Annotated in this window: 19 protein-coding genes; 8 read left to right on the forward strand and 11 right to left on the reverse strand. The window is 62.5% G+C overall.

Features of this window, described 5'->3' with window-relative positions:
• Positions 1–6: 6 nt before the first annotated feature.
• Complete coding sequence (locus PQT43_RS18645; RefSeq protein ID WP_170002931.1) at positions 7–933, forward strand: ABC transporter six-transmembrane domain-containing protein; 927 nt, start codon at positions 7–9, stop codon at positions 931–933.
• A gap of 86 nt (positions 934–1,019) precedes the next feature.
• On the opposite strand, the gene PQT43_RS18650 is transcribed toward PQT43_RS18645, so the two are convergent.
• Positions 1,020–2,996 carry a methyl-accepting chemotaxis protein gene (locus PQT43_RS18650; protein ID WP_102881274.1) on the reverse strand — a complete coding sequence of 659 codons (1,977 nt, stop codon included), beginning with the start codon at positions 2,994–2,996 and terminating at the stop codon, positions 1,020–1,022.
• Positions 2,997–3,189: 193 nt separating this feature from the next.
• The gene (locus PQT43_RS18655; RefSeq protein WP_265073925.1) at positions 3,190–4,110 is read right to left on the reverse strand and encodes a LysR substrate-binding domain-containing protein; all 921 of its coding nucleotides are present in this window, start codon (positions 4,108–4,110) and stop codon (positions 3,190–3,192) included.
• A 157-nt stretch (positions 4,111–4,267) separates the two neighbouring features.
• Between PQT43_RS18655 and PQT43_RS18660 the strand changes: the two genes are divergently transcribed.
• A complete protein-coding gene (locus PQT43_RS18660) occupies positions 4,268–5,668 on the forward strand; it encodes a NorM family multidrug efflux MATE transporter (protein WP_180988447.1) in 1,401 nt (466 codons plus the stop codon).
• A 54-nt stretch (positions 5,669–5,722) separates the two neighbouring features.
• Here the strand turns inward: PQT43_RS18660 and PQT43_RS18665 are convergent, their stop codons facing one another.
• A complete protein-coding gene (locus PQT43_RS18665; protein ID WP_102862244.1) occupies positions 5,723–7,396 on the reverse strand; it encodes a putative bifunctional diguanylate cyclase/phosphodiesterase in 1,674 nt (557 codons plus the stop codon).
• Positions 7,397–7,663: 267 nt separating this feature from the next.
• On the opposite strand from PQT43_RS18665, the gene rep reads away from it, so the two are divergent.
• A complete protein-coding gene (rep, locus tag PQT43_RS18670) occupies positions 7,664–9,673 on the forward strand; it encodes a DNA helicase Rep (protein WP_102862245.1) in 2,010 nt (669 codons plus the stop codon).
• 55 nt (positions 9,674–9,728) lie between these two features.
• Entirely contained in the window at positions 9,729–10,301 is a 573-nt protein-coding gene (locus tag PQT43_RS18675) for a xanthine phosphoribosyltransferase (RefSeq protein WP_011064203.1), read from the forward strand.
• A gap of 113 nt (positions 10,302–10,414) precedes the next feature.
• On the opposite strand, the gene PQT43_RS18680 is transcribed toward PQT43_RS18675, so the two are convergent.
• From PQT43_RS18680 to dadA, 6 genes are all read right to left on the reverse strand, one after another.
• The gene (locus tag PQT43_RS18680; protein WP_272754418.1) at positions 10,415–12,343 is read right to left on the reverse strand and encodes an acetyl-CoA hydrolase/transferase C-terminal domain-containing protein; all 1,929 of its coding nucleotides are present in this window, start codon (positions 12,341–12,343) and stop codon (positions 10,415–10,417) included.
• Between the two features lie 136 nt (positions 12,344–12,479).
• Positions 12,480–12,896 (reverse strand): c-type cytochrome, encoded by a 417-nt coding sequence (locus tag PQT43_RS18685; RefSeq protein ID WP_102881278.1) that lies wholly within the window; start codon positions 12,894–12,896, stop codon positions 12,480–12,482.
• Between the two features lie 182 nt (positions 12,897–13,078).
• A complete protein-coding gene (locus PQT43_RS18690) occupies positions 13,079–13,627 on the reverse strand; it encodes a cupin domain-containing protein (protein WP_102862248.1) in 549 nt (182 codons plus the stop codon).
• Between the two features lie 132 nt (positions 13,628–13,759).
• Positions 13,760–14,833, reverse strand: a complete 1,074-nt coding sequence (alr, locus tag PQT43_RS18695; protein WP_267269105.1) for an alanine racemase — start codon at positions 14,831–14,833, stop codon at positions 13,760–13,762.
• Positions 14,834–14,923: 90 nt separating this feature from the next.
• Positions 14,924–15,277 carry a RidA family protein gene (locus PQT43_RS18700; RefSeq protein WP_102862250.1) on the reverse strand — a complete coding sequence of 118 codons (354 nt, stop codon included), beginning with the start codon at positions 15,275–15,277 and terminating at the stop codon, positions 14,924–14,926.
• Positions 15,249–16,550 carry a D-amino acid dehydrogenase gene (gene dadA, locus PQT43_RS18705; RefSeq protein ID WP_102862530.1) on the reverse strand — a complete coding sequence of 434 codons (1,302 nt, stop codon included), beginning with the start codon at positions 16,548–16,550 and terminating at the stop codon, positions 15,249–15,251. Before dadA ends, PQT43_RS18700 begins: the two co-directional genes overlap by 29 nt.
• 157 nt (positions 16,551–16,707) lie before the next feature.
• Between dadA and PQT43_RS18710 the strand changes: the two genes are divergently transcribed.
• Complete coding sequence (locus PQT43_RS18710; protein WP_011064210.1) at positions 16,708–17,196, forward strand: Lrp/AsnC ligand binding domain-containing protein; 489 nt, start codon at positions 16,708–16,710, stop codon at positions 17,194–17,196.
• Positions 17,197–17,243: 47 nt separating this feature from the next.
• On the opposite strand, the gene PQT43_RS18715 is transcribed toward PQT43_RS18710, so the two are convergent.
• The gene (locus tag PQT43_RS18715) at positions 17,244–17,597 is read right to left on the reverse strand and encodes a YkgJ family cysteine cluster protein (RefSeq protein ID WP_102862531.1); all 354 of its coding nucleotides are present in this window, start codon (positions 17,595–17,597) and stop codon (positions 17,244–17,246) included.
• Between the two features lie 148 nt (positions 17,598–17,745).
• Between PQT43_RS18715 and PQT43_RS18720 the strand changes: the two genes are divergently transcribed.
• On the forward strand, positions 17,746–19,059 hold the full coding sequence (locus tag PQT43_RS18720; protein ID WP_272754419.1) for an NAD(P)/FAD-dependent oxidoreductase: 1,314 nt from the start codon (positions 17,746–17,748) through the stop codon (positions 19,057–19,059).
• 27 nt (positions 19,060–19,086) lie between these two features.
• On the opposite strand, the gene PQT43_RS18725 is transcribed toward PQT43_RS18720, so the two are convergent.
• A complete protein-coding gene (locus tag PQT43_RS18725) occupies positions 19,087–19,329 on the reverse strand; it encodes a DUF1127 domain-containing protein (RefSeq protein WP_272754420.1) in 243 nt (80 codons plus the stop codon).
• A 180-nt stretch (positions 19,330–19,509) separates the two neighbouring features.
• Here PQT43_RS18725 and PQT43_RS18730 point away from each other — a divergent pair, with 180 nt between their 5' ends.
• Positions 19,510–20,934, forward strand: a complete 1,425-nt coding sequence (locus PQT43_RS18730) for an aminotransferase-like domain-containing protein (RefSeq protein ID WP_272754421.1) — start codon at positions 19,510–19,512, stop codon at positions 20,932–20,934.
• Positions 20,935–21,003: 69 nt separating this feature from the next.
• Positions 21,004–22,575 carry a phospholipase D family protein gene (locus PQT43_RS18735; RefSeq protein WP_272754422.1) on the forward strand — a complete coding sequence of 524 codons (1,572 nt, stop codon included), beginning with the start codon at positions 21,004–21,006 and terminating at the stop codon, positions 22,573–22,575.
• Positions 22,576–22,578: the final 3 nt, after the last annotated feature.

The following is a 22,578-nucleotide window of genomic DNA, read 5'->3' on the forward strand; positions in this document are numbered from 1 at the left end:
GCACTCATGTCTGTCGTCACCCCATCCGTTATCGTCGACCCCACACAAAAGATCGGCCAGCAATCGGCCGGCCAGACGCTCAAGGCCATTGCCCGGGCGTACCCGGGCAAGCTGTTTGTCACGTTGTCCCTGGTGGCGCTAGAGAACGCCCTGCTGCTGGCCTACCCGCTGTTTGCCGGGTTCGCCGTAGACTCGATCTTGCGGGGTGACACCACCCACGCGCTGATCTACGCCCTGGTGGTGCTGGGCTTCTGGGTCGTGGGGGCCGCGCGGCGAGCGGTGGACACCCGCACCTTCACCCGCATCTACGCCGACCTGGCGGTGCCGGTGATCCTCAATCAGCGCCTGCAGCAGCAAAACACTTCCACGGCAGCGGCGCGGGTGGTGCTGGCCAGGGAGTTCGTCGACTTCTTCGAAAAGCATGTGCCGACCATCGCCACCGCCCTGGTATCGATTGTCGGTGCCGCGGTGATGCTGCTGGTGATCGAACCCTGGATCGGCCTGGCCTGCCTGGGAGCCCTGCTGCTGTGCGTCACCCTGCTGCCGCGCTTTGCACGGCGCAATCAGCAGTTGCACGAACGCCTGAACGATCGGCTGGAAAAGGAGATCGGCCTGGTGGCCAAGGTCGGCGCGGCCTCGCTGCAACGCCACTATCGGCTGCTGTCGCGGCTGCGCATCTGGCTCTCGGACCGGGAGGCGGCGGCCTATCTGTTTCTGGGCGCCGTGGCGGCGATTCTGTTCGTCATCGCCATCAGTCAGCTGGCGCTGTCACCCGAGGTCAAGGCCGGGCATGTGTATGCGGTAATGACTTATCTGTGGACCTTCGTCAGCAGCGTCGACGAGGCTCCGACCATGGTCGATCAACTGGCGCGCCTGCGGGACATCGGCAAGCGCGTTGACCCGGGGCTGGGTGAACCGACCGAACCCCGCTAAACCTCAGAACCGCCGGATGCGATAGCCGCCGGCGTGCAGCAGGACCTTGCCCCGCAACCCAGGGTTGCGGGGCGAAAGGGCCACTGTCAGCGGAAGCGGTCGACTTCCTGACGCAGGTCGGCAGCCAGTGTTTCCAGCTCACGGGCAGTGACCGCCAGGTTGGACACCACTTCCCGTTGCTCGCTGTTGGCCTGGGCAATGCTCTGCAGGTTGCTGCTGAGCACCGTGGCGGTGCTGCTCTGCTCCTGGGTGGCCGTGGTGATGGCGGCGAACTGCTCGCCGGCGCTGCGGCTCTGCTCGTCGATCAGGGCCAGGGCCGAAGCCACATCGGCGTTGCGCGACAAGCCTTCCTGCATCAGCCGGTTGCCCTGTTCCATGGTCTCGATGGCATGGCCGGTTTCCTGCTGGATGCTGTTGATCATCTGCGAGATTTCGTCGGTGGCCTCACGAGTACGCGACGCCAGGTTGCGCACCTCATCGGCCACCACGGCGAAGCCGCGCCCCTGCTCACCGGCACGGGCCGCCTCGATGGCGGCGTTGAGAGCGAGCAGGTTGGTCTGGTCGGCAATCGCGGTGATCACCCCGACAATTCCGCCGATCTCCTGGGAACGTTGGCCCAGGGTATTGATTACCGTAGCCGTGCTGTTGAGCGCCCCGGCAATCTGCTCCAGGGACGATGACGCCTGCTCCATGGACTCGCGGCCGATATGGGTCTGCTGAGCATTTTCCTCGGCCAGGCGCTGGGTGCTGCCCATGTTGTCGGCGATGTTCAGCGACGTGGCGCTGAACTCCTCAACCGCCCCCGCCATGCTGGTGATCTCGCCCGACTGCTGTTCCATGCCTTCATAGGCACCGCTGGACAGACCGGACAAGGCCTGGGCCCGGCCGTTGACCTCAGCGGCAGAACGGCGGATGTGCTCGACCATGGTCGACAAGGCTTCACCCATCTGGTTGAAACTGCGAGCCAGTTGGCCAATCTCATCGTGGCTGGACACATTCAACCGCGCACTCAGGTCGCCGCCGCCCAAGGCCTGGGCCTGACGCACCAGATCACTCAAGGGCGCCAGCTTGCTGCGCAGCAGCCAGACCGTGGCGCCCACCGCCAACAACATCGCCAACAGGCTGCCGATCACCAGACGGATGCCGACGCTCCAGGTCACCGCCCGAATCTCGGCTTTGGGCATGCTCGCCACCACCGACCAGGGCCCACCGGCAAAAGGCACCGCCAGGCTGTAGAAGTCTTCGCCCTGGTCGCTCCAGAAGCGGCCCTTGCCCGGCTGCTGCGCTGCATCGGTCATGACCTGCGCGGCCTGATCCAGTCCTTGCACGCCCGCCGGTGGCACCAGCCATTTGTGCTGCTCGTCCAGCAAGGCCAGGGAGCCGCTGTGTCCGATGCGGAAGCGCTTGAGATTGTCGAACTGGGCGTTCTGCGCATCGGTGTAGTCAAAACCAACGAACAGCACGGCAATCACCTTGCCGGCACGATCCAGCACAGGGGTGTACTGGGTCATGTAGAAACGCTCGAACAACAGCGCGCGGCCGACATAACCCTGCCCCGCCATGAGTTTCTGATAGGCCGGGTGGGCGTGGTCGAGCAAGGTGCCAATGGCCCGGCTGCCGTCCTGCTTGCTCAAGGAAGTACTGACCCGGATGAAGTCGTCGCCGCTGCGCACGAACAGGGTCGCCACCCCGGCGGTCATCTGCTTGAACTCGTCCACTTCCTCGAAGTTGTTGTTCAGCACCACGTCCCCCAGGTGCAGGCCCGGGGTCTGAACCCCCGCCACACTCACCGGTTGCTCGGGATGCAGGCTCAGGCCGCTGCGGAAGCGGTTTTCAAACAAACCACTGAGGCGCTGGGTGCTTTCGCGCAGGCTGCTGTGAAAGGTGTTGAGCTGATCCGCCAGCAGGCGCGCTTCGCTGGCCAGGTGCTCCTCTCTAGTGTCGAGATTCGCCGAATCCAGAGAACGCAGGGCAAACAGGGTACTGCCGCTGATCACCAGGGCGAGTATCAAGGCAAGGGCAAGCCCTAGCTGGGAGGCTATCCGGGCACGGGGTTGAGACATGATGGCTCCTTACCGAGAAGGCGGATCATCCTGATCGATCAGCACACTCGGCAGTAATTATTCTAGGATTTTTAGTAATTTAGGACCTTCCTGAACGCTGGTTCCATAACCCATGGATTCGGCGGCGCCCACGAATACTTGAGCGCCTAGCAAGGATATCTCCGCGCCCCCGTCGGCCGGGCACTGCATCGTTTCAGCCGAGGCGCTCTACCTCGGGCAGTTGCATGGCCTGGACCTCGCCCTGGAGAAAGTCGCTGAGGCGACGCAAACGTTCGCCTCCCGGCCGGGTCTTGGGCCACACCAGGTAATAGTTCAAGCCACTGGCGACGGCGGTCGGCCAGGGCAGGCTCAAGCGACCCTGAGCCACATCTTCGGCCACCATCAGCAGATCCCCCATGGACACGCCGTAACCCCGAGCCGCCGCAATCATCCCCAGTTCCAGGGTGTCGAACACCTGCCCGCCCTTGAGGGAAACCTGATCCGTGAGCCCCATCTGCTCCAGCCAACTGCGCCAGTCCCGCCGGTCCGGAGTCGGGTGCAACAACTCCGTGGCCGCCAGCCGCGCCACATCCCAGGGCGGGTCTTCGAGCAAGTTCGGAGCACCCACCGGGATCAGCAACTCCGGGAACAGGTAGCTGGCTTCCCAGTCCGGTGGAAAGTGTCCGTTGCTCAGCAGTACAGCGCAGTCGAAGGGCTCCTGGTTGAAGTCCACGGAGTCCACGTCCATCCAGGCACTGGTGAGCTGCACTTCGTTGCCCGGCTGCAGATGGCGGAAGCGACTCAGGCGCGCCAGTAACCAACGCATGGTCAGGGTCGACGGCGCCTTCATGCGCAGGATGTCGTCTTCGGCACGCAGGGTATTGCAGGCCCGCTCCAGGGCACCGAAACCCTCGCGGATGCCCGGCAGCAGCAAGCGCGCCGCCTCGGTCAGTTGCAGATTGCGCCCGCTGCGCTGGAACAGCCGGCAGGCGAAGTGATCCTCCAGGGTGCGGATATGCCGGCTGACAGCGCTCTGGGTAATGGACAGCTCCTCGGCCGCGCGGGTGAACGAGCTGTGCCGCGCCGCCGCTTCAAAGGCGCGCAGGGCATAAAGAGGAGGAAGACGGCGGGACATGGACGCGCTCCAGCAGCGGAATGACGCAACGCTACCAGAAAGTTATTCGCATGAGTTTTTATCATGTCAGCAAGTATTTTTATCCCTTTGTGCTATGGCCCGGAAGCGCCGAGAATCAGCGCTCTCCCCGACTTTTCCCTGATCGAGCCTGATGACCATGCAGCATCCAGCACGTACCGAACTCTGGGCCATCCTGCGGCTGGCGGGGCCGCTGATCGCCTCCCAGCTGGCGCACATGCTGATGGTTCTCACCGACACCCTGATGATGGCCCGCCTCAGCCCGCAAGCCCTGGCCGGCGGTGGCCTGGGCGCCGCCAGCTATTCCTTTGTCTCGATTTTCTGCATCGGCGTGATTGCCGCGGTCGGCACCCTGGTGGCGATTCGTCAGGGCGCCGGAGACATCCAGGGCGCCGCCCGCCTGACCCAGGCCGGCCTGTGGCTGGCCTGGATCATGGCCCTGGTCGCCGGCCTGCTGCTGTGGAACCTCAAACCGCTGTTGCTGCTTTTTGGCCAGACTGAAAGCAACGTCCAGGCTGCCGGCCAGTTCTTGCTGATCCTGCCGTTTGCCCTGCCCGGCTACTTGAGCTTCATGGCCTTGCGCGGCTTCACCAGCGCCATCGGCCGGGCGACGCCGGTGATGGTCATCAGCCTGGCAGGGACTGTGGCCAACTTCCTGCTCAACTATGCATTGATCACCGGCATGTTCGGCCTGCCGAAACTCGGCCTGATGGGCATCGGCCTGGTGACCGCCATCGTCGCCAACTGCATGGCGCTGGCACTGGCCTGGCACATCAAGCGCCATCCGGCCTACGCTGCGTACCCATTGCGCCAGGGCCTGGCTCGGCTGAACACCCATTACCTGCGGGAACTGTGGCGCCTGGGCCTGCCCATTGGCGGCACCTATGCGGTGGAAGTCGGGTTGTTCGCCTTCGCCGCGCTGTGCATGGGCACCATGGGCAGCACTCAATTGGCGGCGCACCAGATCGCCCTGCAGATCGTGTCGGTGGCGTTCATGGTGCCGGCGGGCATCTCCTACGCCATCACCATGCGCATCGGCCAGCACTACGGCGCCGGACAATTGCTGGATGCACGGTTGGCCGGACGGGTCGGGATCGCCTTCGGCGCGGTGGCGATGCTGGGGTTCGCGATGATTTTCTGGCTGCTGCCCAACCAGTTGATCGGGCTGTTCCTCGACCACAACGACCCGGCCTTCGCCGAGGTGATTCAACTGGCGGTGAGCCTGTTGGCGGTGGCGGCCTGGTTCGAGCTGTTCGATGGCACCCAGACCATCGCCATGGGCGCGATCCGCGGTCTCAAGGATGCCAAGACCACCTTCCTGGTGGGCCTGGGCTGCTACTGGCTGATCGGTGCACCTTCGGCATGGCTGATGGCCTTTACCCTGGGCTGGGGACCGACCGGTGTCTGGTGGGGACTGGCCCTGGGCCTGGCCTGCGCGGCCATCAGCCTGACCCTGGCGTTCGAGTGGCGGATGCGCCGCATGATCAAGCGCGAGCCTGAGGTTGCGGCGATGAACGTTCAAGCCAGCAGCGCGGATTGACGGGGAGCGGGTCCCCGCCGCCCAAAGCGGTGGATCAGCACCGGTATCCGTCGCTTAAAGCATCCCTTCCTGCAGCGACTGCTGGCTGCTGCCGAACGTCAGGTACTCCATCAGGTCCGCCAGGGGCAACGGCTTGCTGATCAAGTAGCCCTGGACCTGATCGCAGCCAAAGCCTCGTAGCAACGCCAGTTGCTCCGCGGTTTCCACACCTTCGGCCACCACATCCAGATTGAGGTTGTGGGCCAGGTTGATCATGGCGTGTACCAGTTTGCGGTTCTCTTCACGCTGCTCCATGCCCCCAACAAAGCTCTTGTCGACCTTGAGCAGGGTGATCGGCAGGCTGTTGAGGTGGACGAAGGAAGAGAAACCGGTACCGAAGTCGTCCAGGGAAAAACGCACTCCAAGGCGCCCCAGGGCATCCATGGTCTGCTTCACCAGATCGCTGCGGCGCATCACTGCGGTTTCCGTCAGCTCGAACTCCAGCCACTGGGCCTCAACCCCGCGCTCGGCGATCAGCCGGCTCAGGGTCGAGAGCAACTGGCTGTCCTGAAACTGGCGGAACGACAGGTTGACCGCCATATGTAGCGAAGGCAGCCCGCGCTCGCGCAGGGCCTGCATGTCTCGCAGAGCACGGGAAATCACCCAGTAGCCCAAGGGCACGATCAGCCCGCTCTGTTCCGCCAGGGGCACAAACTCGCTGGGAGGCAGCAAGCCGCGCTCGCCGTGGCGCCAACGCACCAGGGCTTCGAGGCCGACGATCTTGCCGTCATGCAGGTTCAGCCGGGGTTGGTAATGCAGCTCCAGCTCATCACGGCGCAAGGCTCGGCGCAGTTCGCTTTCCAGATCGGCGAGGCTGCGGGCGTTGCGGTTGATCCGCTCATTGAAGATATGAAAGGTGCAGCCTTGGGTGCTCTTGGCCTGCTGCATGGCGATATGTGCATGCCACATCAACGGGTCGGCGCCGGCATTGGCCCGGGCATGGGCAATCCCCAGGCTGCAGCCGATCAACAGGCTTTCACCATCGACCCAATAGGGTTCGGCCATGGCTTCAGTGATGCGTTCGGCCATCCATTCGGCGCGCTGCGGCGCGCGGCGGGTGTCGATCAGCAAGGCAAACTCGTCGCTGCCCAGGCGGGCCAGTTGGTCACCAGCCTCCAGTTGGCTCTTGAGCCGCGACACCACCTGCAAGATCAGGCGGTCGCCGGCCTGGTGGCCGAGGGCGTCGTTGGCGTGGCGGAAGTTATCCAGGTCCAGGTGCCCCAGGGCCAGGCCGCGACCGTCGTTTTCCGCCAGCCGCGCGGCCAGCAGGGTCTGGAAGCCCTGGCGGTTGGCGATGCCGGTCAGGGGGTCCTGCTCGGCCAGGCGTTGCAGGGTGTTTTCCAGCACACCGCGCTCGCGTACATGACGCAGGCAGCGGCGCAGGGCATCGGTACTCAGGCAAGAACCCACCAGCCAGTCGCTGACACCTACCGGGGCTACTGAGGGCTCATGGTCCAGCAATAGAATGGTGGGCAAACTGCAACGCCCGGGACCGGGCTGCAGGCGTGGAATGGTCAGCAGGACCGCATTGCGATCGTCTTCGAACAAACGACTGACCGACTCCCAGGTGGGAGCACTGATCAATACCACCGAGTCTCCCAACGGAGCGACACACTCGCGCAACAACGCTGTCCACACCGGCTCTTCGGCCAGTAGCAGCAAACGCAAGGGTTCGACAGGCTTAGACAAGCTAGCTCCCTAGACTCTGCAAAATTAGTTGGCGGCGGGCATTATGGCGCGCAAATAAGCAATAACAATTGATATTGATTATCATACGCAATTTCTTGTACCGCTCTAACTCGAACATTAGACGCATATTCAGCGCGCATCCTGAGGGAAAGTATCAAAACCGGCAAATTTAGATAGCGTTGTGCGTCACAAGTCGGAGAGAGCAGCAGAATCTGTCCAGCCTGTTAAAATGCCCGCCCTTTTCGTAACCGATCCCTTTTTACCGTCATGTCCCGACTCAATCCCCGGCAGCAAGAAGCCGTGAACTATGTCGGCGGCCCTCTTTTGGTGCTCGCCGGCGCAGGCTCCGGCAAGACCAGCGTGATCACCCGCAAGATCGCGCACCTGATCCAGAACTGCGGCATCCGCGCCCAGTACATCGTCGCCATGACCTTTACCAACAAGGCCGCGCGAGAAATGAAGGAGCGGGTCGGCACCCTGCTGCGCGCCGGCGAAGGCCGTGGCCTGACCGTGTCGACCTTCCACAACCTGGGCCTGAACATCATCCGCAAGGAGCATGCGCGGCTGGGCTACAAGCCGGGCTTCTCGATCTTCGACGAAGCCGACGTCAAGGCCCTGATGACCGACATCATGCAGAAGGAGTATTCCGGGGACGACGGCGTCGACGAGATCAAGAACATGATCGGTTCGTGGAAGAACGACCTGATCCTGCCGGCCCAAGCCCTGGAAAATGCTCGCAACCCCAAGGAGCAGACCGCAGCCATCGTCTACACCCATTACCAGCGCACGCTCAAGGCGTTCAACGCGGTGGACTTCGACGACCTGATCCTGCTGCCGGTGAAGCTGTTCGAAGAACACGCCGACATCCTGGAGAAATGGCAGAACAAGGTCCGCTACCTGCTGGTGGACGAATACCAGGACACCAACGCCAGCCAGTACCTGCTGGTGAAAATGCTCATCGGCAAACGCAACCAGTTCACCGTGGTGGGCGACGACGACCAGTCGATCTACGCCTGGCGTGGCGCGCGCCCGGAAAACCTGATGCTGCTCAAGGACGACTACCCGTCCCTGAAAGTGGTGATGCTGGAGCAGAACTATCGCTCCACCAGCCGTATCCTGCGCTGCGCCAACGTGCTGATCTCCAACAACCCCCACGAGTTCGAAAAGCAGTTGTGGAGCGAGATGGGCCACGGCGACGAGATCCGCGTGATCCGCTGCCGCAACGAAGACGCCGAGGCCGAACGTGTGGCCATGGAGATCCTCAGCCTGCACCTGCGCACCGACCGGCCCTACAGCGACTTCGCCATTCTTTACCGGGGCAACTACCAGGCCAAGCTGATCGAACTGAAGCTGCAGCACCACCAGGTGCCCTATCGCCTGTCCGGCGGGAACAGCTTCTTCGGACGCCAGGAAGTCAAGGATCTGATGGCCTACTTCCGCCTGATCGTGAACCCGGACGACGACAACGCCTTCCTCCGGGTGATCAACGTGCCGCGCCGGGAAATCGGCTCCACGACCCTGGAAAAACTCGGCAACTACGCCACCGAGCGCAAGATCTCGATGTACGCCGCCACCGATGAAATCGGCCTGGGCGAGCACCTGGACAGCCGTTTCACTGATCGCCTGGCGCGCTTCAAGCGCTTCATGGACCGGGTCCGCGAACAATGCGCCGGCGAAGACCCGATCTCCGCCCTGCGCAGCATGGTCATGGACATCGACTACGAGAACTGGCTGCGCACCAACAGCTCCAGCGACAAGGCCGCGGACTACCGGATGGGCAACGTCTGGTTCCTGATCGAGGCCTTGAAGAACACCCTGGAAAAAGACGAAGACGGCGAAATGACCGTCGAGGACGCCATCGGCAAGCTGGTCCTGCGGGACATGCTGGAACGCCAGCAGGAAGAGGAAGACGGCGCCGAAGGTGTACAAATGATGACCTTGCATGCCTCCAAGGGGCTGGAGTTTCCCTACGTGTTCATCATGGGCATGGAAGAGGAAATCCTCCCGCACCGCTCCAGTATCGAAGCCGATACCATCGAGGAAGAACGACGCCTGGCCTACGTGGGCATTACCCGTGCTCGCCAGACCCTGGCCTTCACCTTTGCGGCCAAGCGCAAGCAATACGGTGAAATCATCGACTGCGCACCGAGCCGCTTCCTCGATGAATTGCCCCCGGACGACCTGGCCTGGGAAGGCAATGACGACACGCCGACCGAAGTCAAAGCCGTTCGCGGCAATAGCGCTTTGGCGGATATACGCGCGATGTTAAAGCGCTAAAATCGACTATTTTTAACTGACCTTTGGCGCAACAGGCGCTATTTGAGGAAGCTCCGTGGAAGCACTGCACAAGAAAATTCGCGAAGAAGGCATCGTGCTTTCCGATCAAGTACTGAAAGTCGACGCCTTTCTGAACCATCAGATCGACCCGCAGTTGATGAAGCTGATCGGCGATGAATTCGCCACGCTGTTCAAGGACTCGGGCATCACCAAGATCGTCACCATCGAAGCCTCGGGGATTGCCCCGGCCATCATGACCGGTCTGAACCTGGGCGTGCCGGTGATCTTCGCCCGCAAGCACCAGTCCCTGACCCTGACCGAGAACCTGCTGTCGGCCACCGTGTACTCCTTCACCAAACAGGTGGAAAGCACCGTCGCCATCTCCCCACGGCACCTGACCAGCAGCGATCGTGTGCTGATCATCGATGACTTCCTGGCCAACGGTAAGGCGTCCCAGGCACTGATCTCGATCATCAAGCAGGCCGGCGCCACCGTGGCCGGCCTGGGCATCGTGATCGAGAAGTCCTTCCAGGGTGGCCGTGCCGAACTGGACTCCCAGGGCTACCGCGTGGAATCCCTGGCCCGGGTCAAATCCCTGGCCGGCGGCGTGGTCACCTTCATCGAGTAACCTCGCCCGCCAGGCCTGCTCAGGAGTTGACTTGTGTAGGAGCTGGCTTGCCAGCGAAGGCGCCCTTGAGAGCAGCGCAAGACTTAATGGCCCATTCGCCGGCAAGCCGGCACCTACGACAAGGTGGGTGCCGTGGCCTGCAGCCCGGCCAGCAGGAACCGCTGATACAGCTCCTCACGCAGCCCATCGGGCTGCTCCAGCCCCATGCGTTCAAGGTGCACCGCAAATGCCTCAGGCTCCGGCGCATCGAGTGCCGCCTTGCCCAGCTCAAGGATCTCGCTGAGCTTGAACTTGCTCTTGAGCCAGTTCAGCGCCCGCAGCAGGTCACGCTCTTCATCGCTGAAATCACTGCCCAACGGATACTCGGGAAACAGGTGGCTATGACGCGCCTGGATATTCTGCAAACGCTGTGGGCTGTTGTCGGTAAAACGCGGGTTCAGACGAAAATCCTTCGGCAGTTTTCCGGCCTTCTGTGCCTGCTCCATCAACCCCGGCTGAAAGCGTGAGTCGCTGATGTTGAGCAGCGCCTCGATCACTTGCGCATCCGTTTTACCCCGCAGATCGGCAATGCCGTACTCGGTGATCACGATGTCCCGCAGATGGCGCGGGATGGTGCAATGGCCGTACTCCCAGACGATGTTGGAGCTGACCTCGCCAGCGGATTCACGCCAACTGCGCAGGATCAGCACTGATCGGGCATCTGCCAAAGCATGTCCCTGGGCAACGAAGTTGTACTGCCCGCCCACACCGCTGAGCACCTTCCCGCCCTGCAACTGATCGGACACCGCCGCGCCCATCAGGGTCATGGTGAACGCGCTGTTGATGAATCGCGCATCCCGGCGCTGCAGGCGCTTGAGTTCTTCATGGCCATACAGCTCGTTGATGTAGCTGATGGCGGTCATGTTGAACTGCGCCAGCTTGCTCTTGGGCAGCTCGCGCAACCGCTGATAGAAACTGCGCGGGCCAAGGAAGAAACCACCATGGACCGAGACCCCGCCAGCCGCGGCCGCATCCAGGGTGCCGGCGTTGGCTTGCTGCTGCAGCTCCAAAGTCGGGTAGACCTTGCGCCGCACGATGCCGGCATCCGCCAGGGCCAGCAGGCCGTTGACGAACATTTCACTGCAACCATAGAGCCCCTGGACAAAGGGCTCGACGCCGCCTTCGCGGTCGATCAGCGCCTGCCAGTGGTCAACCTGCAGATCCGCCAGCAGGGCACGATAACCGTCATTGTCGGCCTGCCGCGCCAGCAAGGCTGCGGTCAGTGCATCCCCCATGGAGCCAATGCCGATCTGCAAGGTGCCGCCGTCGCGCACCAGGGTGCTGGCATGCAAGCCGATGCAATGATCCTGAATCCCCACCGGCATGTTCGGCGTGGAAAACAGGGTGCTGCGCTCTTCTTCGTCGATCAGCAGATCGAGGTCCGCAGCGTCGATCTCGGAGTCCCCGGGCATATAAGGCAGGTCACTGTGGACCTGGCCGAGAATCAGGATGGTCTCCCCCGCCGCACGACGCTTGGCGATCATCGGCAGCATGTCGAGGGTGATATCCGGATTGCAGCTCAGGCTCAGGCGGCCGGGGTGTTGCGGATCGCGGGCCAGCAGTTGCGCCACCAGGTTGAGGCCGGCGGCGTTGATGTCCCGGGCGGCATGGCTGTAGTTGCTGCTGACGTAGTCCTGCTGCGCTGCGGCGCTGTGCAAAAGGCTGCCGGGCTGCATGAAGAACTGCTCGACGCGGATGTTCGCCGGCAGGCTGTCGCGGTGCAGGTCGGCAAGGAAATCCAGTTCCGGATAGTCGCCGAACACCCGCTCCACGAAGGGTTCGAGAAAGCGCTTCTGCAAACCGTCGCCCAGGGACGGACGGCCCAGGCTCAGGGCGGTATAGATCGTCAGTTGGCGTTCGGGCAATTGGGCAATGCGGCGATACAGAGCGTTGGCAAAACGATTGGGCTTGCCCAGGCCCAGGGGCATGCCCATGTGAATGTGTTGCGGCAGACGGGCGAGCACTTCATCTACCGCATGCTCGATAGAACAGGATTGCAGCATCTGACCCTCCGGGGACCATCCATGAATTGAGGTTGGACCGAGCTTGCCGGGAGTTTGCTGCCTTGAACAGTGCACTGGCTGAATTACGCCCACAAAAAAGCCGCTCGTAAGCGGCTTTTTCGCTGAAGATGGCGGCTTATTTCAGGCCGGACATCTTCTGGATAGCCGCTTTGAGATCGTCATCGGTGCAATCGGCGCAGGTGCCTTTAGGCGGCATGGCGTTGATACCGGTGATGGCCTTGGCCAGGATGCCGTCGAGGCCGCCCTGGTGATCGGCGCGCTCTTTCCAGGCTGCGGTGTCACCGATTTTCGGCGCACCCAACAGGCCGGTGCCGTGGCAAGCATTGCAATGCTTGGCAATCACGTCATCCGGGGATTTCGCCCCACCGCCACCACCTGCAGAAGCAGCGACTTCCATACCCTTGCATTCCTGCCCCTGAACGCAGACCTGGCCAACAGGCTCAAGACGCTTGGCAATGTCATCATTAGTCGCAGCTTGAGCGCTGACTGCCCAAAGGGCCAATACGGTTGCTGGTGCGGCCAGCATTTTCATAATTAGGTTCACGCGTACACCCTCAATGGTGGCTAGTCACGCCTGCGGCCACGGTTTCGCAGGCGGGCGAAAGTATAACGGTTAGCCCGCCACACTGAAACAACCCCAAAGTCGAAGGGGTCTTAATCGCGGCGAAATGTCGCTGGGGGACTCTCTGCAAACCTTGCAGGATGCCTCTTGGTCTAGAAATTCGCCGGAGTGGCTGCGCTGATTAGTCGCGCCGGAGCATCGAACGGATTACGGAAACGGTGCGGCTTCGTACTCTCAAAGTAGTAGCTGTCGCCGGCCTCCAGGACAAATGTTTCCAGCCCTACCACCAGTTCCAGGCGACCTTCGAGAAGAATGCCGGTTTCCTCGCCGTCGTGGGTGAGCATCTCTTCCCCGGTATCGGCGCCGGGCGGGTAGATTTCGTTGAGAAACGCAATAGCACGACTCGGATGCGCCCGGCCCACCAGCTTCATGGTGACTGCGCCATCGGAGATATCGATCAGTTCGTGGGCCTTGTAGACAATCTGAGAAGGCGTTTCCTGGAGGATTTCCTCGGAAAAGAACTCGACCATGGACATGGGAATGCCGCCCAGCACCTTTCGCAGTGAGCTGATCGAGGGGCTGACACTGTTCTTTTCGATCATTGAAATGGTGCTATTGGTGACGCCCGCACGCTTGGCGAGTTCACGCTGGGAAAGACCTTTCAGTTTACGGATGGATTGTAGTCGTTCACCGACGTCCAATGCGGCAGCCTCCTAGGCGGGAATCAGGCGTTGTTGTAATTGAGCGTTATCATGGCGACAGCGTTCAGTATTTACAACACTTGGCCCCGATTCCCCCGAGGGCAGGCGACTTTCGGTACAACCCGCGCAATCTCAGTCTTCGCAGTACACCAGCGGCACCCGACGCAGGTTGCAGAACAGCTGATAAGGGATGGTATTGGCGGCCAGGGCAACCTCGCTGGCGAGGATGTTCTTGCCCCACAATTCCACCCGGGAACCCAGCCCGGCCTGTGGCACATCCGTCAGGTCGACACACAGCATGTCCATGGACACCCGGCCCAGCAGGCGGCTGCGCTGGCCGTCCACCAGCACCGGAGTGCCGGTCGGCGCGTGGCGCGGATAGCCATCGGCATAACCCATGGCGACCACACCGATGCGCATCGGCTTGTCGGTGATGAACTTGGCGCCATAGCCCACCGGCTCGCCGGCGGGCAGCTCACGCACACAGATCACCTTGGATTCCAGGGTCATGACCGGCTGCAGTCGCTCAGCCACGGAGTTGTTTTCTTCGAACGGCGTAGAGCCATAAAGCATGATGCCGGGACGCACCCAGTCACTGGGCACGCTCGGCCAGCCCATGACCGCCGGCGAGTTACGCAAGCTGATTTCAGCCCCCAGCCCCTGACGAGCCGCCTCGAATACCGCGACCTGTTCACTGCTGCGCGGGCAGTCCAGCTCGTCAGCACGGGCGAAGTGGCTCATCAGCACGATCTTCTCGACCTTGCAGCTGGCCTGCAGCCGTTGATAGGCCGTCTGGTAATCCTTGGGATGCAGGCCAACCCGGTGCATGCCCGAATCCAGCTTGAGCCAGACCGTCAGCGGCTTGGCCACCGGTGTCTGCTCGATGGCCTCGAGCTGCCACAGCGAATGCACCACACACCAGAAATCATGCTCGACGATCAGCGCCAACTCGGAGGCTTCAAAGAAACCTTCCAGCAGCAGGATCGGCGCACCAATACCGGCGGCGCGCAGTTCCAGGGCCTCTTCGATGCAGGCCACGGCAAAGCCGTCGGCCTCGGCCTCCAGCGCCTGGGCACAACGCACGGCGCCATGGCCGTAGGCATCAGCCTTGATCACCGCAAGGGCGCGAACACCCGAGACTTCACGGGCCAGTTGGTAGTTGTGACGCAGGGCTTGGAGATCGATCAGGGCACGGGCAGGGCGCATGGCGGCAGACTTCTAGGCGGTCATGGGAATAAAAAACCGGTGCTGGATGACAGCTGGCCGCCACCGGCACCGGGAGAGGGATCTTGTCGCTTAAGGCAGAGCAGCCACCACGGAAAGCTCGATGAGGATTTCCGGCTCGCAGAGCTTGGCCTCCACAGTGGCCCGGGCCGGGGCCACACCTTTTGGCAGCCACTGGTCCCAGACACTGTTCATGCCTGCGAAGTGGGCATCGATGTCCTTGAGGTAGATGGTCACCGACAGCAGCTTGCTCTTGTCGGTGCCCGCCAGGTCCAGCAGACGCTCGATGTTGGCCAGGGTTTCCCGGGTTTGCTGTTCGATCCCGGCACTCATGTCATCGCCGACCTGCCCGGACAGATACACCGTACCGCTGTGAACGACGATCTGACTCATGCGCTCATTGGTGAGCTGGCGCTGGATTGACATGTTTAGCTGACTCCTGAGGGTTGCCATAACGGGAAATATCGAGGCCTTCGGCACTGATCTGCGGCTTTTTCTTGGCCATCAGGTCCGCCAGCAAACGACCGGAACCACAAGCCATGGTCCAACCGAGGGTGCCATGACCGGTGTTCAAGAACAGATTACGGAACGGCGTGGCGCCGACGATTGGCGTGCCATCCGGGGTGGTAGGACGCAGCCCGGTCCAGAAACTGGCCTGGGACAGATCGCCGCCCTGAGGATAGAGATCGTTGACGATCATCTCCAGCGTTTCACGCCGGCGCGGGTTCAGCGACAGGTCAAAACCGGCGATTTCGGCCATGCCACCGACCCGGATACGGTTGTCGAAACGAGTGATCGCGACCTTGTAGGTCTCGTCGAGGATGGTCGAAGTCGGTGCCATCGCCGGGTTGGTGATCGGCACGGTCAAGGAGTAGCCCTTGAGCGGGTACACCGGAGCCTTGATGCCCAGCGGCTTGAGCAATTGCGGCGAGTAGCTGCCCAGGGCCAGCACGTAGCGGTCGGCGGTTTCCAGTTTGCCGTCGATCCACACGCCATTGATCCGGTCGCCGGCGAAGTCGAGGCGCTGGATGTCCTGGCCAAAACGGAACTCCACCCCCAGCTTGATGGCCATTTCAGCCAGGCGCGTGGTGAAGATCTGGCAGTCGCCGGTCTGGTCATTCGGCAGGCGCAGGGCACCGGCAAGGATGTCGGTGACGCTGGCCAGAGCCGGCTCGACCCGGGCGATGCCCTCGCGATCCAACAGCTCGAACGGTACGCCGGATTCCTTGAGCACGGCGATGTCTTTCGCCGCGCCGTCCAGTTGCGCCTGGGTGCGGAACAGCTGGGTGGTGCCCAGGCTGCGACCTTCGTAGGCGATGCCGGTTTCCGCACGCAATTCGTCGAGGCAGTCACGGCTGTATTCGGACAGACGCACCATGCGCTCTTTGTTCACCGCATAACGGCTGGCAGTGCAATTGCGCAGCATCTGCGCCATCCACAGGTATTGGTCGATATCGGCGGTGGCCTTGATTGCCAGCGGTGCGTGGCGTTGCAGCAGCCATTTGATGGCCTTGAGCGGCACGCCCGGAGCAGCCCAGGGCGAGGCATAGCCAGGGGAAACCTGGCCGGCGTTGGCGAAACTGGTTTCCATGGCTGCAGCCGGCTGGCGGTCCACCACGGTCACATCAAACCCGGCTCGAGCCAGGTAATAGGCACTGGTGGTTCCGATAACGCCACTGCCCAAGACCAGAACGCGCATTTTCATATCCCTCATCGCGGCTTGACCGCTGACGTTTGTTATTCAGAGCAAAGATGGGCGCAGTGTAAGAAACATTGAGCAGTGATTTTCACTATATAACCGCCTATATTTGGCGAGAATTCTCGGCAATATCGCTTTTCACGGAGGGGCATCCCCTATGCGCACCAATCATCAGACCCGTCGTGCCCTGGACAAGATAGATCGCAATATCCTGCGAATTCTGCAGGCCGATGGACGCATTTCCTTCACCGAGCTGGGGGAACGGGTCGGACTCTCCACCACCCCTTGCACCGAGCGAGTGCGCCGCCTGGAACGCGAAGGAATCATCATGGGCTACAACGCCCGGCTCAACCCGCAGCACTTGAAGGGCAGCCTGCTGGTGTTCGTCGAGATTAGCCTGGACTACAAATCAGGGGATACCTTCGAGGAGTTTCGCCGGGCGGTGCTGAAGCTACCGCACGTGCTGGAGTGCCATCTGGTGTCCGGGGACTTCGACTATCTGGTCAAGGCGCGGATCTCGGAGATGGCGTCCTATCGCAAGCTGCTGGGGGACATCCTGCTCAAGCTGCCCCATGTACGGGAATCCAAGAGCTACATCGTGATGGAGGAAGTGAAGGAAAGCCTGAGCCTGCCGATTCCGGACTGAGATGAGGGGCGCCGGTTCCGCGGCAAGCTGGCTCGGAGCGCGAGGGGCTAGACCAGGACCTGACGATTGCTGGCCATGTAGTCGTGGATCTGCTTCTCGACCCGGGGGTGGATCATCTCCACGGGACGCCGGCCGTTGGGGCACGGCAGGCTCGGCGTGGTGCCGAACAAGCGACAGATCAGCGGGCGTTCGTCATACACCGTGCAGCCATTGGGGCCCAGGTGCACACAGTTGAGCTCGTCCATGGCGGCGTCCTGCTCGGCAGCGGTCTTGCGCGGCAGGCGGGACATTTCCTCAGGCGAAGTGGTGACTGGGCCGCAGCAGTCGTGGCAACCAGGAACGCACTCGAAAGAGGGAATCTGCTGACGCAAACTACGGACAATTTGACGGTTACAGCTCATGAAAAAGGCTACCGGGGCATGAATAGCCATGAATTCTGCCCTAAATGCCTGGCAGCAGACAGGGCCGGGCGTCCTGCGGTTGCCGCAAACGAAAGCCCCGGCTTATGCTCCGGCAATTTTTAAAGACCCCCTGATCAGGACACTTTCCATGCCCGCCAGTGCTCAGCCATCCGCCGCCAGCGATCAGCACGCCGCCTCTTACTATGCCGCCAGCAGCCTGCCGCAGCCGGACTACCCGACACTGGCAGGCGAGCTGACAGCGGACGTGTGCGTGGTAGGTGGCGGATTCTCGGGGCTCAATACCGCGCTGGAACTGGCCGAACGCGGGTTCAGCGTGATCCTGCTGGAAGCCCGCAAGATCGGCTGGGGCGCCAGCGGCCGCAACGGTGGGCAGTTGATTCGCGGGGTCGGCCACGGCCTGGAGCAGTTCACCAAGGTGATCGGCAGCGACGGCGTGCGGCAGATGAAACTCATGGGCCTGGAGGCGGTGGAAATCGTCCGCCAGCGCATCGAACGCCTGCAGATCCCCTGCGATCTGACCTGGGGCTACTGCGACCTGGCCAACAAGCCGGCAGACCTTGAGGGTTTTGCCGAAGACGCCGAAGAGCTACGCAGCCTGGGCTATCGCCACGAAACCCGCCTGTTGCAGGCCAGTGAAATGCACAGCGTAGTGGGCTCCACACGCTACGTTGGCGGGCTGATCGACATGGGCTCGGGCCATCTGCATCCACTGAACCTGGCCCTGGGTGAAGCCCGGGCGGCGCAGCAGATGGGCGTGCGTCTGTTCGAGCATTCGGCAGTGACTCGCATCGACTACGGGCCCGAGGTCAAGGTCCACAGCCATCGCGGCACGGTCCGCGCCAAGACCCTGGTGCTGGGCTGCAACGCCTACCTCAACGACCTCAACCCGGAGCTGGGGGGCAAGGTGCTGCCGGCCGGCAGCTACATCATTGCCACCGAACCCTTGAGTGAGGCCCAGGCGCAAGAGCTATTGCCACAGAACATGGCGGTCTGCGACCAGCGCGTCGCTCTGGACTACTACCGGCTCTCGGCCGATCGGCGCCTGTTGTTCGGCGGTGCCTGCCACTACTCGGGACGCGACCCCAAGGACATCGCCGCGTACATGCGGCCGAAGATGCTGGAAGTGTTCCCGCAACTGGCCAAGGTGAAGATCGACTACCAGTGGGGCGGCATGATCGGCATCGGCGCCAACCGCCTGCCACAGATCGGTCGACTCAAGGACCAGCCCAATGTGTATTACGCTCAGGCCTATTCAGGCCACGGGCTGAACGCCACACACCTGGCGGGCAAGTTGCTGGGAGAGGCCATCAGCGGTCAACAGGGCGGCGGCTTCGACCTGTTCGCCAAGGTGCCGCACATCACTTTTCCCGGCGGCAAGCACCTGCGCTCGCCACTGCTGGCCCTGGGCATGCTCTGGCATCGCCTGAAAGAGCTGGCCTGATCTTCCGCGGCTCCTTGTCACCGCGGATTACAGCCGCCAGAAAGGTTTGAGGCCTTCGGCCCACGCCTCCTCGCGGCTCAGCCCCACATCCCGCAACTCCTCGGCGGTCAACTCCAGCAACGCCTTGCGGGTACGCAATCGATGCCAGTACAGACCCCAGGGGCCCAGCCCGGACGGCGCAGTGCGCGACAGGGTCGCCGCCGCCCGCTCCTGCTCGACTTCCAGTTCCTGACCGCGTAACGACAGCCGCACATCGCTCAAGCCGTTCATCTCCATTGCTCCTGTTTACTCAAGTTGCCATGAGCGAGCATGATGGGCGCCGCACCAAAACCAATACAGACCCAATACAGCGGTATTACTTCCATACAGATTTGCCAAAAATCCCGCTGAATGCCGTATTTTTGCCTCATCTGTACTGGTCCTCCGTGACTGCCATTTCGAGCCAACGCCATGACCCTCTACGTGAACCTCGCCGAACTTCTGGGCACCCGCATCGAACAGGGCTTCTATCGCCCCGGTGATCGACTGCCCTCGGTGCGCGCGCTGAGCGTAGAACACGGGGTCAGCCTGAGTACCGTGCAGCAGGCCTACCGCGTGCTGGAAGACAACGGCCTGGCCATGCCCAAGCCAAAATCCGGGTACTTCGTCCCCCCCAGCCGTGAGTTGCCTGCGCTACCGGCAGTCGGTCGCCCGGCCCAGCGGCCGGTGGAAATCTCCCAGTGGGACCAGGTGTTGGAGCTGATCCGCGCGGTGCCGCGCAAGGACGTGGTGCAGCTGGGCCGCGGCATGCCGGACATCACCACGCCAACCATGAAGCCCTTGCTACGGGCCCTGGCCCGGCTCAGCCGGCGCCAGGACATGCCCGGCCTGCACTACGACAACATCTACGGCGTGCTGGAGTTGCGCGAGCAAGTGGCGCGGCTGATGCTGGATTCTGGCTGCCAGCTGGGGGCCAATGACCTGGTGATCACCACCGGCTGCCACGAAGCCCTGTCTTCCAGCATTCGCGCTATCTGCGAGCCCGGGGACATAGTCGCCGTAGACTCGCCGAGCTTCCACGGCGCCATGCAGACCCTCAAGGGGCTGGGCATGAAAGCCCTGGAAATCCCCACCGATCCTATTACCGGGATCAGCCTGGAAGCCCTGGAACTGGCCCTGGAGCAGTGGCCGATCAAGGCCATACAGTTGACCCCCAACTGCAACAATCCCTTGGGCTACATCATGCCGGAGTCGCGCAAGCGGGCCCTGCTGACCCTGGCCCAGCGCTTCGACGTGGCGATCATCGAGGACGATGTGTATGGCGAACTGGCCTACACCTACCCACGCCCGCGAACCATCAAGTCCTTCGACGACGACGGCAGGGTTCTGCTGTGCAGCTCCTTCTCCAAGACCCTGGCCCCCGGCCTGCGTATCGGCTGGGTCGCACCCGGCCGTTATCTGGAGCGGGTGCTGCACATGAAGTACATCAGCACCGGCTCCACCGCCCCGCAACCCCAGGTGGCCATCGCCGAATTCCTGAAAAGCGGTCATTTCGAGCCCCATTTGCGCAAGATGCGTACTCAATACCAGCGCAATCGCGACCTGATGCTCGATTGGGTCAGCCGCTATTTCCCCACGGGCACCCGCGCCAGTCGCCCCCAGGGCAGTTTCATGCTGTGGATCGAACTGCCCGAAGGCTTCGACGCGCTGAAACTCAACCGGGCATTGCTCGACCAAGGCGTGCAGATCGCCGTGGGCAGTATCTTTTCCGCCTCGGGCAAATACCGCAATTGCCTGCGGATGAACTACGCTGCCAAGCCAACCGCGCAGATCGAAGACGCGGTACGCAAAGTCGGCTCCGCAGCCATCAAGCTGCTCAGCGAAACCCAGGGCTGAACCCCGGGTCACGTTGCAGGAAGCCCACTGCCCCATGCCAACCCGCGCCGCGATGCGAGACGACCTGACTTGAGCCGTAAACAGGGGTTTATCCTGCCGCTGATCCTGACCTTCGGGCTAGGCGGCTGCGCCACCCAGGAAGTGCCTTACCAGCCCAGCCAAGCGTTGGCCGCCAGTGGCTCCAGCTTCGCCCAGTCCATCCGGGCCCAGGCCGCCCCCTACCAGGGACGCTCCGGCTTTCGCCTGCTGCCCAACAGCACCGAAGCCTTCATGGCCCGCGCCGAGCTGATCCGCAACGCCCAGAGCAGCCTCGACCTGCAGTACTACATCGTTCATGACGGCATCAGCACCCGGATGCTGGTGGACGAGCTGCTCAAGGCCGCTGACCGAGGCGTAAGGGTGCGCATCCTGCTGGACGACACCACCAGCGACGGGCTGGACCAGATCATCGCCACCCTGGCCGCCCACCCGCAGATCCAGGTCCGCCTGTTCAACCCGCTGCACCTGGGCCGCAGCACCGGCGTTACCCGAGCCGTGGGCCGCCTGTTCAACCTGTCGCAACAGCATCGCCGGATGCACAACAAGCTTTGGCTGGCGGACAACAGCGTGGCCATCGTCGGCGGGCGCAACATCGGCGATGAATACTTCGATGCCGAACCCAATCTCAACTTCACCGACATCGACATGTTCAGCGCAGGCCCCGTGGCCGAACAGCTGGGCCATAGCTTCGATCAATACTGGAACAGTGCCCTGAGCCGCCCCATAGGCGAGTTCCAGTCCTACGCACCTTCAACCCAGGCCCTGAACAACACCCGCCAGCGCCTGGAAGAATCGCTACAGGACAGCCACCGGCAGAACCAGGCCCTGTATCGCCAGTTGATGACCTACCAGACTCAGCCGCGCATGGATATCTGGCGCAAGGAACTGATCTGGGCCTGGAACCAGGCCCTGTGGGACGCCCCCACCAAGGTCCTGGCCAAGGGCGATCCCGACCCGCACTTGCTGCTGACCACCCAGTTGGCACCGGAACTCAAGGGCGTCAGCAAGGAACTGATCATGGTCTCGGCCTACTTCGTCCCGGGCCAGCCGGGGCTGGTGTACCTGACCGGCCGGGCTGACGCCGGGGTCGCGGTCAGCCTCTTGACCAACGCCCTGGAAGCCACCGACGTGCCGGTGGTGCATGGCGGCTACGCACCCTATCGCAAGGCCTTGCTGGAACACGGCGTGAAGCTCTACGAGTTGCGCAGGCAACCCGCAGAGCGGGGCGGCGGCAGCGGTCCGCGGCTGTTCCACAGCAGTTCCTTGAAGGGCTCGGACTCCAGCCTGCACAGCAAGGCGATGGTCTTCGACCGACAGAAGAGCTTTATCGGCTCATTCAATTTCGATTCACGCTCAGTGCTGTGGAACACCGAGGTCGGGGTACTGGTAGACAGCCCCGAACTGGCCGAGCATGTACGCGCCCTGGCCCTGCAAGGGATGGCGCCGCCCCTCAGCTACCAGGTCAAACTGGAGGACGGCAAGCTGGTCTGGATCACCGAGGACCATGGGCAGCTGCACAGTCTGAGCCACGAGCCCGGCAGTTGGTGGCGACGCATCAATGCCTGGCTGAGCACTCGCATCGGTCTGGAGCGTATGCTTTGAAGC

It is taken from the genome of Pseudomonas sp. BLCC-B112, from assembly GCF_028550695.1.
In the GTDB taxonomy this organism is placed as follows: Bacteria; Pseudomonadota; Gammaproteobacteria; order Pseudomonadales; family Pseudomonadaceae; genus Aquipseudomonas; species Aquipseudomonas danubii.